This is a genomic window from Streptomyces sp., from assembly GCF_036566765.1.
Taxonomy (GTDB): domain Bacteria; phylum Actinomycetota; class Actinomycetes; order Streptomycetales; family Streptomycetaceae; genus Streptomyces.
Window position 1 is genome coordinate 26,897 of the sequence record NZ_DATCVQ010000513.1, and the last position, 15,682, is coordinate 42,578.

The 15,682-nt window shown below is 70.2% G+C and carries 14 protein-coding genes and 1 riboswitch; of the genes, 4 read left to right on the forward strand and 10 right to left on the reverse strand.

Annotated features, from left to right (window positions below; all coding sequences use genetic code 11):
- Positions 1-94 precede the first annotated feature (94 nt).
- From VIU94_RS29945 to VIU94_RS29990, 10 genes are all read right to left on the reverse strand, one after another.
- Positions 95-964, reverse strand: a complete 870-nt coding sequence (locus VIU94_RS29945) for a thioesterase family protein (RefSeq protein WP_331916047.1) — start codon at positions 962-964, stop codon at positions 95-97.
- Positions 965-986: 22 nt separating this feature from the next.
- The gene (locus VIU94_RS29950; RefSeq protein ID WP_331916049.1) at positions 987-1,670 is read right to left on the reverse strand and encodes a trimeric intracellular cation channel family protein; all 684 of its coding nucleotides are present in this window, start codon (positions 1,668-1,670) and stop codon (positions 987-989) included.
- Between the two features lie 289 nt (positions 1,671-1,959).
- Positions 1,960-3,096: an ABC transporter ATP-binding protein gene (locus VIU94_RS29955; protein ID WP_331916051.1), complete on the reverse strand. Its 1,137-nt coding sequence runs from the start codon at positions 3,094-3,096 to the stop codon at positions 1,960-1,962.
- Positions 3,093-4,211, reverse strand: coding sequence for an ABC transporter ATP-binding protein (locus VIU94_RS29960; protein ID WP_331916053.1), 1,119 nt, complete (start codon positions 4,209-4,211; stop codon positions 3,093-3,095). The genes VIU94_RS29955 and VIU94_RS29960 overlap by 4 nt, the downstream gene beginning before the upstream one ends.
- Positions 4,208-5,206 carry an ABC transporter permease gene (locus VIU94_RS29965; RefSeq protein WP_331916055.1) on the reverse strand — a complete coding sequence of 333 codons (999 nt, stop codon included), beginning with the start codon at positions 5,204-5,206 and terminating at the stop codon, positions 4,208-4,210. The genes VIU94_RS29960 and VIU94_RS29965 overlap by 4 nt, the downstream gene beginning before the upstream one ends.
- Positions 5,207-5,334: 128 nt before the next feature.
- On the reverse strand, positions 5,335-7,101 hold the full coding sequence (locus tag VIU94_RS29970) for an ABC transporter substrate-binding protein (protein ID WP_331916057.1): 1,767 nt from the start codon (positions 7,099-7,101) through the stop codon (positions 5,335-5,337).
- Between the two features lie 107 nt (positions 7,102-7,208).
- Entirely contained in the window at positions 7,209-8,207 is a 999-nt protein-coding gene (locus VIU94_RS29975; RefSeq protein ID WP_331916059.1) for an ABC transporter permease, read from the reverse strand.
- Between the two features lie 315 nt (positions 8,208-8,522).
- Positions 8,523-9,248, reverse strand: coding sequence for an enhanced serine sensitivity protein SseB C-terminal domain-containing protein (locus VIU94_RS29980; RefSeq protein WP_331916075.1), 726 nt, complete (start codon positions 9,246-9,248; stop codon positions 8,523-8,525).
- Between the two features lie 118 nt (positions 9,249-9,366).
- Positions 9,367-10,134 (reverse strand): enhanced serine sensitivity protein SseB, encoded by a 768-nt coding sequence (locus tag VIU94_RS29985; RefSeq protein WP_331916061.1) that lies wholly within the window; start codon positions 10,132-10,134, stop codon positions 9,367-9,369.
- A 156-nt stretch (positions 10,135-10,290) separates the two neighbouring features.
- The gene (locus VIU94_RS29990; RefSeq protein WP_331916063.1) at positions 10,291-10,956 is read right to left on the reverse strand and encodes an AAA family ATPase; all 666 of its coding nucleotides are present in this window, start codon (positions 10,954-10,956) and stop codon (positions 10,291-10,293) included.
- A 140-nt stretch (positions 10,957-11,096) separates the two neighbouring features.
- A riboswitch (glycine riboswitch) is annotated at positions 11,097-11,198 on the forward strand.
- 163 nt (positions 11,199-11,361) lie between these two features.
- Here VIU94_RS29990 and gcvT point away from each other — a divergent pair.
- From gcvT to VIU94_RS30010, 4 genes are all read left to right on the forward strand, one after another.
- Complete coding sequence (gcvT, locus tag VIU94_RS29995; RefSeq protein WP_331916065.1) at positions 11,362-12,486, forward strand: glycine cleavage system aminomethyltransferase GcvT; 1,125 nt, start codon at positions 11,362-11,364, stop codon at positions 12,484-12,486.
- Positions 12,487-12,559: 73 nt separating this feature from the next.
- Positions 12,560-12,937: a glycine cleavage system protein GcvH gene (gcvH, locus tag VIU94_RS30000; RefSeq protein WP_331916067.1), complete on the forward strand. Its 378-nt coding sequence runs from the start codon at positions 12,560-12,562 to the stop codon at positions 12,935-12,937.
- A gap of 13 nt (positions 12,938-12,950) precedes the next feature.
- Positions 12,951-14,210 (forward strand): serine hydroxymethyltransferase, encoded by a 1,260-nt coding sequence (gene glyA, locus VIU94_RS30005; RefSeq protein WP_331916069.1) that lies wholly within the window; start codon positions 12,951-12,953, stop codon positions 14,208-14,210.
- Between the two features lie 141 nt (positions 14,211-14,351).
- The coding region (locus tag VIU94_RS30010; protein WP_331916071.1) for an L-serine ammonia-lyase at positions 14,352-15,682 on the forward strand (1,331 nt) is incomplete at its 3' end.

Here is a 15,682-nt window from a genome sequence, read left to right on the forward strand (position 1 = left end):
CGGCCGCGACGGTCGCGAGCAGCTTGCGGGCGTCGGGCGGCGCTGTCGGGCGAACGGACCGGCTCGGCGCCTGTCGCAACCGCCTCCCGTGCCCCTACGCGCGTGGTGCGCGGGCCAGTTGGCGGGACTGGGCTACCAGGCGGTCGGCGGAGTCCCAGACCTCGGCGTCCTCTTCCAGGAAGCCGCCGGCCAGGTTGCGGGTGGTGATGGCGACGCGCAGGGGGCCGGGGGCCGGGCGGCAGCGGATGTGGGTAGTGAGCTCGACGGTCGGGGTCCAGCCCTTCAGGCCCAGCTCGAAGGAGGTCGGCGGCAGCGCGTCGACCGTGAGGAGGAGCGAGATCGGGTCGGCGTCGCGGCCGTCCGCGAGGCCGAACCAGGCCCGCATCTCGCCCTTGCCGGACGGCGCGCCGATCGCCCAGCCGACGGTGGCGGGGTCGAGCTTGATGTCGAGCCGGTCGGTGATCGCGGAGGAGCCGGGAATCGCGGGTCTGGCCGGGCCGTCCGACGGCCCGAAGCACTGCTCGCGCGGCGGGATCGACGGCGGCGTGGCGGAGGTGCGCACATCGTCGGGGAGCGCGTCCAGGTCCCCGTACGAGGCGAGCACGCGGATGCGCTCGACCTCGCTGCCGTCCTCGGCGAACTGGAAGAGCGAAGCCTGGCCGGTCGACAGCGTGCGGCCGGTGCGGACGACTTGGGTCCGGATCACCGCGGGGCCCGGGGCGGACGGCGTCAGGTAGTGCGCGGAGACCGAGAACGGGTCCGGGTGCGGCAGGGCCTCGCCGAGCGCGCGGCCGAGCAGCGCGAGGAGGTAGCCGCCGTTGACGGCGTGGATGATCGTCCAGCCGGCGGAGAGGTCGGCGTCGTAGACGCCGGGCTCGCGGAGGGTGACGGCGGTGTCGCGGTCGAATTCGCTGTCGCCGATGCGGGCCTGCTCCAGGGCGGGCCGAGCTGCTGCCTGTGCCATGGCGGTACCGTACAACAAGCTATTACTGAGCGGTAGCTTTTCCGGTCTCTAGCTCCTCGTGGGCGCTGGACCTGCGGTTCCAGGCGCGGGGGGCGCGCCAGTGGTAGCGCATGGCGAGGAGGCGCAGCAGGAACGCGGTGATGACGGCGAGGCCGCCGGTGACGGCGTTGAGCGCGTCGAAGCGGATGCACAGGACGACCATGGTCGCGCCGACGATGGCCGGCACGGCGTAGAGGTCGCGGTCCCAGCGGAGCAGGGAGGGCACCTCGTTGGCGAGCACGTCCCGCAGGACGCCGCCGCCGACGGCGGTGGCGAGGCCGAGGGCGGCGGAGGCGGTGAGGTTGAGGCCGTACTCGTACGCCTTCATGGTGCCGGTGACGGCGAAGAGGCCGAGGCCGGCGGCGTCGAAGACGTTGACCGCGGTCTGGGTGCGCTCGACCTCGGGGTGGAGGAAGAAGACGAGCACGGTCGCGACGAGGGGTGTGAGGAAGTACCCGAGATCGGTGAACGCGGCCGGGGGCACGGCGCCGATGATCAGATCGCGGAAGAGCCCGCCGCCCAGGGCGGTGACCTCGGCGAGGACGGCGATGCCGAAGACGTCGAAGTTCTTGCGAACGGCCAGGAGGGCGCCGGAGATGGCGAAGACGAAGATCCCGACGAGGTCGAGCGCGTGTTGGACGGACGGGGTGAACAGTTCGTGGAGCACGCGCCCATTGTGACGGCCGCCGGCAACGGGGCTGCCTCCCCCCACCCCGCCCGGGAGCGAGTACGGGGCTCCGCCCGGACCGCGGGAGCGGCAGCTTCGCGCCCCGCCGGGGCCCCGGGATCCGCCGGGGCCCCGCGCACGGCAGCTTCGCGCCGCTCCGTCCCACCGTTGTGGGCATACGTCCCGCAGTGGGGGTCCCCCCAGAACGAAGTCCTGGGGGAGGGTAAGGGTGGGCACAACCCCCGGGGGTCTGGGCCTCTTCAGGGCCCTTGCCCCCAGGGGCCCGGGGTTACTTCTCGGGGGCCTCGTCCTTCGCAGGCGCGTCGGCCTTCGCAGGCGTCTCGGCCTTCGTGGGAGCGGGCGCGGCCGGCTTCAGTTCGATCGCTTCGCGTTCCGGCTCCACTCCCTCCGGGTGGTGGCAGGCCACCTGCTGGCCCGGGCGGAGTTCCAGGAGCGGGGGCTCCTTCGTCTTGCAGATCTCCGTCGCCTTCCAGCAGCGCGTGTGGAAGCGGCAGCCCGAGGGGGGCTTGATGGGGGACGGGACGTCGCCCTTCAGGAGGATGCGGTCGCTCTTCGCGCCGCGGCGCCGCGGGTCCGGGATCGGGACCGCGGACATCAGGGCCTTCGTGTACGGGTGCATCGGCGACTCGTACAGCGACTTCCGGTCCGCCAGCTCCACGATCTTGCCGAGGTACATGACCGCGATCCGGTCCGACACGTGCCGGATCACCGACAGGTCGTGCGCGATGATCACGTACGTCAGGCCCAGCTCCTCCTGGAGGTCGTCCAGGAGGTTCACCACCTGCGCCTGGATCGACACGTCCAGCGCCGACACCGGCTCGTCCGCGACCACCAGCTTCGGCTTGAGCGCCAGCGCCCGCGCGATGCCGATGCGCTGCCGCTGACCGCCGGAGAACTCGTGCGGGTAGCGGTTGTAGTGCTCGGGGTTGAGGCCGACCAGGCCCAGCAGCCGCTGGACCTCCTTCTTCAGGCCGCCCTCCGGCTCCACGCCCTGCAGCCGGAACGGCGCCGACACGATCGAGCCGACCGTGTGCCGCGGGTTCAGCGAACCGTACGGGTCCTGGAAGATCATCTGGATGTCCCGCCGCAGCGGGCGCATCTTCGCCACGCCCAGATGCGAGATGTCCGTCCCCTGGAACTCGACCGTGCCGCCCGTCGGTTCGAGGAGCCGCGTGATCAGCCGGCCCATCGTCGACTTGCCGCAGCCGGACTCGCCGACCACGCCCAGGGTCTCCCCGGGACGCACGTCGAAGGAGATCCCGTCGACCGCCTTCACGGCGCCGACCTGCCGCTGCAGCAGGCCCTTCTTGATGGGGAAGTGCTTGGTCAGGCCCTCGACCCGCAGCAGCGGCTCCGGCGTGGTCGTCGCCTGCGCCGGGATCTTCACGTCACTTTTCTCGGTCACAGCTTCGGCGCAATCTCTTCGGTCCAGATCCGGGTCCGCTCCTCCTGCGACATGTGGCACGCGGAGAAGTGGCGGTCGTCCGACCCGCCCGTCGCAAGCTTCAGCTCGGGGCGCTCCGTCCGCGTGATGCCGCCCTTGGGCACATCGGCGTACGGGCATCGCGGGTTGAACGCGCAGCCGCTCGGGACGTTGATCAGGCTGGGCGGGTTGCCCTTGACCGGGATGAGCCGGTCCGTCTGGTCCCGGTCGATCCGCGGCATGGAGCCCAGCAGACCCCAGGTGTACGGGTGCTTCGGCTCGTAGAAGACGTCCTCGGCCGAGCCGCGCTCCACACACCGGCCGCCGTACATCACGAGGATGTCGTCGGCGATCTCGGCGACCACGCCGAGGTCGTGCGTGATGATGACGACCGCGGAGCCGAACTCCTGCTGCAGGTCCCGGATCAGGTCGAGGATCTGCGCCTGGACGGTGACGTCGAGCGCGGTCGTCGGCTCGTCCGCGATCAGCAGCTCGGGGTTGTTGACCAGCGCCATCGCGATCATCGCGCGCTGGCGCATGCCGCCGGAGAACTCGTGCGGGTAGTTCTCGAAGCGCTTGGCCGGCTCGGGGATGCCGACCCGGTCGAGCAGCTCGACCGCACGCCTGCGCGCGGTCTTCTTGTCGACCTTGTTGTGGACCCGGTACGCCTCCACGATCTGGTGCCCGACCGTGTAGTACGGGTGCATCGCGGACAGCGGGTCCTGGAAGATCATCGCCATGTCGCGGCCGCGCAGCCGGCGGACGGTGTCCGGGTCGGCGGAGAGCAGCTCCTGGCCGTTGAGCCAGATCTCTCCGGAGATCTGCGCCTTCTGCCGGCCGTACTGGCCGACGGTGTGCAGGCCCATGATGCCGAGCGAGGTCACCGACTTGCCGGAGCCGGACTCGCCCACGATGCCGAGGGTCTTGCCCTTCTCCAGCTGGAAGGTGAGGCCGTCGACGGACTTGACCAGGCCGTCGTCGGTCGGGAAGTGGATCTTCAGGTCGCGTACGTCCAGGAACGCGTCGGACGGGGCGGAGCGCACCGGTTCTCCGGCCGCCGCGGCCGTCGAGGTTCCGGTCTTCGACAGCTGCGTCATGCCAGCCTCACTCGGGGGTCGATCACGGCGTACAGAAGGTCCACCACGAGGTTCGCGAGGACGACGCAGGACGCGGTGATGAGGGTGACGGCCAGAATGATCGGGAGGTCGCGCTCGCTCACTCCCTTGATGGCCAGCCCGCCGAGCCCCTTGAGGTTGAAGGCGGTCTCGGTCAGGATCGCGCCGCCGATGAGGGCGCCGAGGTCCATGCCGAAGATGGTCAGGATGGGGGTCATGGTGGAGCGCATGGCGTGCTTGCCCAGGACGACCGGCTCCGGCAGGCCCTTGGCCCGTGCGGTACGGATGTAGTCCTCGCCCAGGACCTCCAGCATGGTGGCGCGGGTGAGTCGCGCGTACATCGCCGCGTACAGGAAGGCGAGGGTGACCCACGGCAGGAGCAGGCCGCCGAACCAGCCGCCGAAGGACTCCCCGATCGGCACGTACGAGGCGTCGAGCCAGCCGAGTTGGGTGCGGAAGACCAGCATCGCCAGCATGGCGGTGAAGAAGATGGGGAGCGAGACGCCGGCGAGGGCGGTGATCATCGCCGCGCGGTCGATGATCGTGCCCCGCTTGAGCGCGGAGAGGACGCCGGTGGAGACGCCCAGGACGAGCCACAGCACGGCGGCGCCGAGAACCATGGACAGGGTCACCGGGAAGGCGTCGACCAGCATCGCCGAGACGTCCTGCTCGGTGCGGAACGAGTAGCCGAAGCAGGGCGCCGCGCAGTGGATGGTCTCGCCGCCGCCCGTGTAGTCACGGCCGACGAAGACTCCGGAGACGAAGTGCCAGAACTGCACCAGGATCGGCTCGTCCAGGCCCAGCTTCTGACGGATGCCCTCGATGGAAGCCGGATCCGCCTGCTTGCCGACGAACATCGCGGCAGGGTCGCTGCCGGTCATCTTGGGGATGAGGAAGAAGATGCTGAGCGTCACCAGGGTGACGACGAGCAGCATCGCTGCGACGGCGAAGAGCCGTCGGACTATGTATGCAAGCATGCGGTCGGCCGGCCGGCGGCCGGGGAACCCGATCGGGTTCCCCGGCCGCCGCCACGGCCATCACCTGCCCTTCGGACCTAGCGGCGGGTGCGCCGTTGGAGCGAGTTGACGGAGACGGGAGACGCGTCTTACTTGACGACGCCGAGCGACGCGTAGTCGTAACGGCCGTTGTAGGCGTCGGCCGTGTAGACGTTGGTCAGGCGCGAGCTACGCCAGATGATGTTCTTCTCGTGGGTGAAGGGGAGGTAGACCGCGGCCTCCGAGACCTTCGTGTTGATCTGCTTGTAGAGCTCGCCCGCCTTGGTCGGGTCGGTCTCCTTCAGCGCCTGGTCGAACAGACCGTTGACGGCCGGGTCGTTCAGCTCCGAGAAGTTGTTGTTGCCGCTCGGCAGGATGAAGCGACCGTCGACCAGCGGCTGCAGGAAGCCCTGGCCGGTCGGGAAGTCGGCGCCCCAGCCCATGATGATGATGCCGTAGCCCTTCTCCTTGACCACCTTCGGCGAACCGATGATGCCGGAGGTCTGGGCGCCGTCGAACTGGTCGATCTGAGCGTCGATGCCGACGGCCTTCAGCGACTGCTGGAGGGACTCGGCGGTCGCGATCTCGATCTTCTTGTTGTTACGGACGGCGATCGTGGTCTTGAAGCCGTTCGGCTGACCGCACTTCTTCAGCGCCTCCTTCGCCTTGGCGATGTCCGGCTTGCCGCCGAGCTTGCCGTACGGGTCGGCCTTCGGGTCGGCGCCCTTGATCGCCGGCGGCAGCATGTTGGTGGCGATGTCGCCACCGGCCTGCGGGCCGCCACGGGCGGTCTGGAGGGACGTGGAGTCGGCCGCGTAGATGATCGCCTTGCGGCACTCGATGTTGGGGATGACCGTCTGCGGGAAGGCCGCGTAGCGGATGAAGCCGGTCTGCGGGTTGTCCGCGTTCGCCTTGTTCTGCTGGAGAACCTTCTGGCGGGCCGCGGCGCCGACGCCCGTCGCGTTGATGTCGAGGTCGTACTCGCCCTCGATCAGACGGTTGTCCATGTCGTCGGCGTTCGTGGTGAACGTGACGCTGATCTTGTCCGGCAGGGCCTTGCGGACGGTGTCCGTCTTGGCGTCCCACTTCTCGTTGCGGACCAGCTTCATGGACTTGTTCGGCGTGTACGACTCCCACTTGTACGGGCCGGAGGAGAACGGCTTCAGGCCGTACTTGGCCTTGGTGTCCATGTCCGGGCGGACCGGGGAGGCCGCGGGCATCGCCAGCATCTGCAGGAAGTCACCGTTGGCGACCGGCAGCTTGAAGATGATGGTCTTGTCGTCCGGGGTCTCGATCGCCTTCAGGCCGAGCTTGTCCGGGGCGGTGTCCTTGTACGGGCCCGCGTACTTCTTCTGCGGGTCGAGGACCTGCTGCAGGTAGATCGGGCCGCCGGAGATGACGTCCTGGGCCCAGATGCGCTCGATGCCGTACTTGATGTCCTTGGAGGTGATCGGCTTGCCGTCCTCCCAGGTGACCCCGTCCTTCAGCGTGAAGGTGTAGGTCAGGCCGTCCGCCGAGACCTTGCCGGCGTCGGTGGCGAGGTCCGGGACCAGCTCGGTGGAGGCGGCGCCCGGCTCGGCCTTGAAGGTGACGAGCTGGCGCGTGTAGTAGCGGGCGAAGTCCCACACGAAGCCGTAGTAGCCGCGCTGCGGGTCCCACGAGTCGGCCTCCTGCGAGCCGATGAACTTCAGCTCGCCGCCCTTCTTGTCGGAAGCGTTGGCGACCTTGTTCACCGCGGCGTCGAAGCCGGGCGCGCCCGCCTTGCCCTTGTCACCGCTGCCGCTGCCACCGCCACAAGCAGTGGTGACGACCATCGTGGCCGCGGCGAGCAGCGCGCCCGCGGCAATTCTGCGCCTCTGGGAGCTGTTCAGAGTCATGGTCGAGCAACCTCCGGTGTTGTGGCGGCCGCTATGGGCGGTCCGCCGTTGGGGGATGTGCCTCCTGTCGACAGCGGCAGGGGCTGGTTCAGTGGAGAACGGTGCGGTCAGCGAGAGCTCTTCGGGTCGAGCGCGTCGCGCACGCCGTCGCCGAAGAGGTTGAACGCCAGCACGGTGATGAAGATCGCGAGGCCGGGAATCACCATGAAGAGGGGGTCCGCCTCATAGGTGGTGATGGCCGTCGACAGCATCTGCCCCCAGGAAGCGGTGGGAGGCTTGACGCCCGCGCCGAGGAAGCTGAGCGCCGCTTCGGTGAGGATGTTGGTGGGGATCATGAGGGTCGCGTAGACCATGATCGGAGCGATCAGGTTGGGCAGCAGCTCGCGGCGCAGGATGTAGAGGCGGCCGGCGCCCAGGCTCTGGGCGGCCTCGACGTACTCGCGGTTGCGCAGCGAGAGCGTCTGGCCGCGGACGATGCGGCCCACGTACGGCCAGCCGAAGAAGCCGATCACGACGACCAGGGCGACGATGCGGACGCCCGAGCCGGACAGGCCGAGGAGTTCGTTCGGCAGCACGGAGACCAGGGCGATCGTGAAGAGCAGCTGCGGGAACGCCAGCATGACGTCCATGATCCGGCTGAGCGCCGCGTCGACCCAGCCGCCGAAGTAGCCGGCGATGATGCCGAGGACGGTGCCGAGCGCCACCGCGAACACGGCGGCGAGGAAGGCGACGAGGAGCGAGACCTGGGCGCCGTAGACGATCCGGCTGAACACGTCGCGGCCGTTGACCGGTTCGACGCCGAGCAGGAAGTCGGAGCTGATGCCGCCGTACGACCCGATGGGCGTGCCGAACAGCGGGTCGATCTGGTCCTCGTGGAACTCGTTCGGCGGGTGGCCGAGCAGGCCGACGATGACCGGGGCGAGGATCGCGACGAGCACCAGGAGGAGGACGACGACCCCGCCGGTGAGGGCGAGCTTGTCACGCTTGAGCCGGATCCAGGCGATCTGCCACGGAGAGCGGCCTTCGATCGCCTTGGCGGGGGCTGCGGCCGCGACGTCGACAGCTGCGGTCTCGGCCGCACTCGTGTCGTGCAGTGGTGCCGTCATCGTGGTGAGGACCCCTCTCGGCCGCCGGTGGACGGCCCTTGCCCGCCGCGGGTGGCGGCGTTGTGGAACTGCTGGTTGAGCGCTCGATCAGGGAGTCGAACGCCCGGCGTTCCGGGGAGTCTTCAACGGTCGCGCGATCACCCGCCAGACCTGGCGGTGAATGTTTGCGCAACTGTGATGCGGTCCGCCCACTTCCGTTATCCGGACGGTGAGATCGGCTCAGCGGACCATCTCGGCCGCTATTCGGCCAGAACGGACAAATGCTCAACTGTCCTGGTGAGACGGGTGATTGGAGTGACTAGAGCGACGCGTGCGTCACTGGGGGTAGCCGTAGCCGGATCCACGCGCCGGCGCGGCGTGCGCCTCGCGGTCGTAGAAGGGCCGGGCGGACGCGTGCAGCCACATCGCCACCGGGTCGTACGCGTCGGACATCGCGACGGTCGAGACGGGCAGCCCGTCGGGCACCGCGGCCACGGACTGGCGCATCATCTCCCGCACGGCGTCGACGGAGGCCGGCGCGGTGTCGTACAGGTCGAGGCCGATGGCGAGGTACGGGGAGCCGAGCACCGGCTGCACCCAGGCCCGGCGCAGCGAGCGGACGGCGGGGGTGCGGTGCGCGTTCTGCGTGAGCAGGGCGTAGAACTGCGGGATCTCCAGGGCGGGTTCGGAGAGCCGCAGCGGTCCGGCGGGCATCCGGTCGAGACCGGTCGCGATCCGGCGCAGGTCGGCCCACGGGATGCCGACGCCGCCGCCGGGGGCGTGCGGGTTGAGCCAGATGCCCCAGCGGTCGGGGTAGAGGGCACGGGCGATGTCCCGGCCGGTGACGACCTCGTGGGCGCGGTTCCAGCCGGAGGCGCCGAGTTCCTGGGCGGAGGTGACGCAGGGCGCGTAGCCGAGGCCGTCGACCTGCATGTTCCCGTACTGGGCGTCGGAGGCGCCGGGCCGGCCGTGCCAGAGCAGCATCCAGACCTGCTCCGCGGCGAGCGCGCCGAGCAGCGCCTCGTAGGCGTCGTAGCGGCCGGGAGCGACCTGGCGCAGCAGGTGTTCCACCTGGCCGCCGGCCTGCCCGGTCCGGCCGACCGCAGCGTCGCGCGACGCACTCACCCTGGGTTCCGCCCCTCTTCCGTCTGCCGTTCGGTTCGGATTGTCTCGGTACCGATTATGCGTACACGCGCTGGTAGAACGGGCGCACCTTCGCCAGCATCCAGTCGGCCACCGGGTCCTGGGCCACGTCGAGCAGGACGATGTTGACCGGCCAGCGGACCTCGACCCGGCCGAGCGCGCGGCCGAGCGCGTCCTGGGGGTCCCCCCGGACGAAGTCTGGGGGAGGCGCGTCCCGGTGCACGCCGTCGTAGACGGAGAGCTGGACGCCGATGAAGAGCGCCGGCTCGGCGCCCTCGACGCTGGCGAGGACGCGGCGGGCGGTGGTGACGGTGCCGAGCGCGTCGAACTCCTCTGCCGCGGCGGACAGGAAGTCGACCGGGTCGTCCTGCCAGTCGGGCTCGAAGAGCCGGACCCGGCCGCCGCTCGCCGTGCCGTCCAGCGGGGTGCGGCCGGTGCGGCACAGTTCGGCGACGGCGGGCGGGGGCAGCGGGACGCCGACGGTGCCGCCGGGGTTCACGGCGAGGCCGAGCTGCGGCGGCAGACCGCGGGCGAAGTCACGGGCGGGGGCGACGGTGAACGACATGTGGGCGCCGACGCAGGCGAGGAACTGCTGCTCGGAGCTGAAGACGGGGACGTAGGCGCCGCCGTCGATCTCCACCGTGGGCAGATCGAGCGAGCGGCTGTCGGGGCCGCCGCCCTGCGGCAGGGGCACCCACACGTGGCTGCGCCCGAGGACCTCGACGAGACGGGCTCCGGCGGAGGGGGCGCCGAGCGAGGCGGCGAGCGTCTCTTCCAGCTCGTTGCCCGGCCATGCGATGTCCACGTTCTTCGTTCTTCCCTTCCGGCGGCGCGTCCTGCGGGCACCTTAACGTCGCGGACCGACACCGGGGGCACGCTGCCCCCGATTCGGACGCGGTGACTTCTCCCACCAGGACGGCGCCGAGCGGCGGAGGGTTGCCCTCCGGCCCGACGGAGTGGATCAGGGCGCCGGGCGGAAGGCGATGCGGCGCAGGGCGGTGGCGGCCGGCCGGTCGAGCAGGGTGGTGGTGGCGCAGCCGGCCGGGGGGCGCGGCGACTGGGCGGCGGCGAGCAGCCGGCCGACCGCGTGCCGGTGCCGGGTGAACGCGTACCCGGACACGCCCCGGCCCCGGTCGCGCTGGCCGTCGCGGGCGGTCTCGGGGGTGACGTCGAGCAGGATCAGGTGCAGGGCGCGGCCGCGGCGGCGTGCCTCGCGGGCCAGCCAGCGGCGGACCCAGCTCTGGGTGCCGCAGTCGTGGACGACGACGCTCGCGCCGGAGCGCAGGGCGGCGCGCAGTCCGGCGTAGTGCGCGATGCGGACCAGGGGGCGGTAGACGGCGTACGGCAGGAAGCCCGGCATCTTCGCCTCCCAGCGCTCACGGACGTCCTGCGAGTCGATGGCCCGGTCCTGCGCCGCGCGGCGGATGAGCGTCGACTTTCCGCTGCCGGGGAGCCCGGAGACGACCACCACGTCACCCTCCGCGAAGGTGAGCACGCTCGGGCCGCGGCCCTCGCGCTCGCGCAGATCGCGCAGCACGGGCGCGGCCCTGTGCCGGGCGGCGCGCTGCACCTGCTGGGCCGGTATGCCCGTCCCTGTCGCCATCGCGCCGGTTCGCTGCCACGTCATCGCTTCTCCCCCTGCCGGGTCTTTCGGGACCCTTGCCCATGAAGTGTAAAGAGACGGTAATGAGGCACAAGCGATTTGCCGATCAGACCCCGCATGCAATGATGTGCGCGCCAAGCGCACACAACCACATACTGGCCGCTCGAATCCGCGCGGGAGAGTCCCGAGCCGGAAGTATCCGGCCGGGCGCCGAAGGAGCAAGACCCTCCCTTGAATCTCTCAGGCCCCGATACCGCGTGGATGAGGCAGATCTGAAAAGCGGGCCGCGTCAGCGCGGTCCCACCCAAGGTGCAAGCCGGGGATGCCCCCGGTGAACCTCTCAGGTTCCATGACAGATGGGGAGGATGTCCTCACCCGTCATGTACGTCGTGCCCTGCACGCCACGCCCTGGGACCCGGGAGCCACCCGATGAGCACTGCCCCCCGTCTGACCGCCCTCGATGCCCTGCATCGTTCGCTGGGCGCGACCATGACCGACTTCGCCGGCTGGGACATGCCGCTGCGCTACGGCAGCGAGCGCGACGAGCACACCGCCGTGCGCACCAAGGCCGGCCTCTTCGACCTCTCGCACATGGGCGAGATCACCGTGACGGGCCCGCAGGCCGTCGAGCTGCTCGACCACGCGCTGGTCGGCAACATCTCCACGGTCGGAGTCGGCCGCGCCCGCTACACGATGATCTGCCAGGAGGACGGCGGCATCCTCGACGACCTGATCGTCTACCGCCTCGGCGACACGGAGTACATGGTCGTCGCCAACGCCTCCAACGCGCAGATCGTCCTCGACGCGCTGACCGAGCGCGCCGCCGGCTTCGACGCCGAGGTGCGCGACGACCGCGACGCGTACGCGCTGATCGCCGTCCAGGGCCCGGAGTCCCCCGGCATCCTGAAGTCCCTCACCGACGCCGACCTGGACGGGCTGAAGTACTACGCCGGCCTGCCGGGCACGGTCGCCGGGGTCCCCGCGCTGATCGCCCGCACCGGCTACACCGGCGAGGACGGCTTCGAGCTCTTCCTGAAGCCGGAGCACGCCGAGGGCGTATGGCGTGCGCTGACCGAGGCCGGCGCGCCGGTCGGCCTGGTGCCGTGCGGCCTGTCCTGCCGCGACACGCTCCGCCTGGAGGCGGGCATGCCGCTGTACGGCCACGAGCTGACCACCTCCCTCACCCCGTTCGACGCGGGGCTCGGCCGGGTCGTGAAGTTCGAGAAGACCACCAACGAGGGCCGCTTCGTCGGCCGCGAGGCGCTGGAGAAGGCCGCCGAGCGCGCCGAGACCGCCCCGCCGCGCAAGCTGGTCGGCCTGATCGCCGAGGGCCGCCGGGTGCCGCGCGCCGGGATGCCGGTCGTCGTGGCCGGCGAGGTCGTCGGCGAGGTCACCTCGGGCGCCCCGTCCCCGACCCTGGGCAAGCCGATCGCGATGGCGTACATCGACGCGGCGCACGCCGAGCCCGGCGCCGAGGGCGTCGGCGTGGACATCCGCGGCACCCACGAGCCGTACGAGGTCGTGGCGCTGCCGTTCTACAAGCGCCAGAAGTGACACTGAGCACGTCTCGTCCCTCACTGCACTCCCCGTTCATCAGCACTCTTCCGCGTACAGGAGAATTCAGGTCATGAGCAACCCCCAGCAGCTGCGCTACAGCAAGGAGCACGAGTGGCTGTCGGACGCCGTGGACGGCGTCGCGACGGTCGGCATCACCGAGCACGCGGCGAACGCCCTCGGCGACGTCGTGTACGTCCAGCTCCCGGACGTCGGCGACACCGTGACCGCGGGCGAGACCTGCGGCGAGCTGGAGTCGACCAAGTCGGTCAGCGACCTGTACTCCCCCGTGACCGGCGAGGTCGTCGCGGCCAACCAGGACGTCGTGGAAGACCCGTCCCTGGTGAACACGGCTCCGTTCGAGGGCGGCTGGCTCTTCAAGGTACGCATCGCGGAGGAGCCGAAGGACCTGCTCTCCGCGGACGAGTACACCGAGTTCTCCGGCAGCTAAGGAACCCCTCCCGATGTCGCTTCTGAACACCCCTCTCCACGAGCTGGACCCGGACGTCGCCGCCGCCGTCGACGCCGAGCTCCACCGTCAGCAGTCCACCCTCGAGATGATCGCCTCGGAGAACTTCGCTCCGGTCGCGGTCATGGAGGCGCAGGGCTCGGTCCTCACCAACAAGTACGCCGAGGGCTACCCCGGCCGCCGGTACTACGGCGGCTGCGAGCACGTCGACGTCGCCGAGCAGATCGCCATCGACCGGATCAAGGACCTGTTCGGCGCCGAGTACGCCAACGTCCAGCCGCACTCCGGCGCGTCCGCGAACCAGGCCGCGCTGTTCGCGATCGCCCAGCCCGGCGACACGATCCTGGGCCTGGACCTCGCCCACGGCGGTCACCTGACCCACGGCATGCGCCTGAACTTCTCCGGCAAGCAGTTCAACGTGGTCGCGTACCACGTCGACGAGGCCGGTCTGGTCGACATGGCCGAGGTCGAGCGCCTCGCCAAGGAGCACCGCCCCAAGGTCATCATCGCCGGCTGGTCCGCGTACCCGCGCCAGCTGGACTTCGCCGAGTTCCGCCGGATCGCGGACGAGGTCGAGGCGTACCTGTGGGTCGACATGGCCCACTTCGCCGGCCTGGTCGCCGCCGGTCTGCACCCGAACCCGGTCGAGTACGCGGACGTGGTCACCTCCACCACGCACAAGACCCTGGGCGGCCCGCGCGGCGGCATCATCCTGGCGAAGAAGGAGTTCGCGAAGAAGCTGAACTCCTCGGTCTTCCCCGGTTTCCAGGGCGGCCCGCTGGAGCACGTGATCGCCGCCAAGGCGGTCTCCTTCAAGGTCGCGGCCTCGGAGGAGTTCAAGGAGCGCCAGCAGCGCACGCTGGACGGCGCCCGGATCCTGGCCGAGCGCCTGGTCCAGGACGACGTCACCGCGCACGGTGTCTCGGTCCTGTCCGGCGGCACGGACGTGCACCTGGTCCTGGTCGACCTGCGCAACAGCGAGCTCGACGGCCAGCAGGCCGAGGACCGTCTCCACGAGGTCGGCATCACGGTCAACCGGAACGCGATCCCGAACGACCCGCGTCCGCCGATGATCACCTCGGGTCTGCGCATCGGTACGCCGGCGCTCGCGACCCGCGGTTTCGGCGACGAGGACTTCACCGAGGTCGCCGACATCATCGCGGAGACCCTGAAGCCCGGCTTCGACGCCGAGTCCCTCAAGGCCCGGGTCACCGCGCTGGCCGACAAGCACCCGCTGTACCCCGGCCTGAAGTAATTTCGTACCCTTTTGTTCGTACGAACCTCCGGGGCACCGCGCACACTGGACAGTGACAGTGGGCGCGGTGCCCCGTCCCATGCTCAGCGTTTCTGCACCACCCCGGCAGACAACGACGTCTAGCCCCCACAAGGAGTCCCCGTGGCCATCTCGGTCTTCGACCTGTTCTCGATCGGCATCGGCCCGTCGAGCTCCCACACGGTGGGCCCCATGCGCGCGGCCCGCATGTTCGCCCGCCGGCTGAAGAACGAGGGGCTGCTCGCGCACACCGCGTCGATACGGGCGGAGCTGTACGGCTCGCTGGGCGCGACCGGGCACGGCCACGGCACCCCGAAGGCCGTCCTGCTCGGTCTGGAGGGCAATTCGCCGCGCACGGTGAACGTGGAGACCGCGGACGACGAGTTCGAGCGGATCAAGCAGAGCGGGCGGATCAACCTGCTCGGGATGCACGAGATCCCGTTCGCCTTCGACGACGACCTGATCCTGCACCGCCGCAAGGCGCTGCCGTACCACGCCAACGGCATGACGGTCTTCGCGTACGACGCCGAGGGCGCGCTCGTCCTGGAGAAGACGTACTACTCGGTCGGCGGCGGCTTCGTCGTCGACGAGGACGCCGTGGACGGCCAGAACCCGATCGTGCCGGACGACACGGTCCTGAAGTACCCCTTCCGCACCGGCGACGAGCTGATGCGGATGGCGAACGAGAGCGGCCTGTCGATCTCCTCGATGATGCTGGAGAACGAGAAGGCCTGGCGCACCGAGGAGGAGATCCGCGAGGGGCTGCTCGAGATCTGGCGGGTCATGCAGTCCTGCGTCTCGCGCGGCATGTCCCGCGAGGGCATCCTGCCGGGCGGCCTGAAGGTCCGCCGGCGCGCCTCGTCGCTGGCCCGCAAGCTGCGCTCCGAGGGCGACCCGAAGGCGCACGCGATGGAGTGGATCACCCTCTACGCGATGGCCGTGAACGAGGAGAACGCGGCCGGCGGCCGCGTGGTCACCGCCCCGACGAACGGCGCGGCGGGCATCATCCCGGCGGTTCTGCACTACTACATGAACTTCGTCCCCGGGGCCGACGAGGACGGCGTGGTCCGCTTCCTGCTGGCGGCCGGCGCGGTCGGCATGCTCTTCAAGGAGAACGCCTCGATCTCCGGCGCCGAGGTCGGCTGCCAGGGCGAGGTCGGCTCGGCCTGCTCGATGGCCGCCGGCGCCCTGGCGGAGGTCCTCGGCGGCTCCCCCGAGCAGGTGGAGAACGCCGCCGAGATCGGCATGGAGCACAACCTGGGCCTGACCTGCGACCCGGTCGGCGGTCTGGTCCAGATCCCGTGCATCGAGCGCAACGGCATGGCCTCGGTGAAGGCCGTCACCGCCGCGAAGATGTCGATGCGCGGCGACGGCAGCCACCTGGTCTCCCTCGACAAGGTCATCAAGACCATGAAGGAGACCGGCGCGGACATGAGCGTGAAGTACAAGGAGAC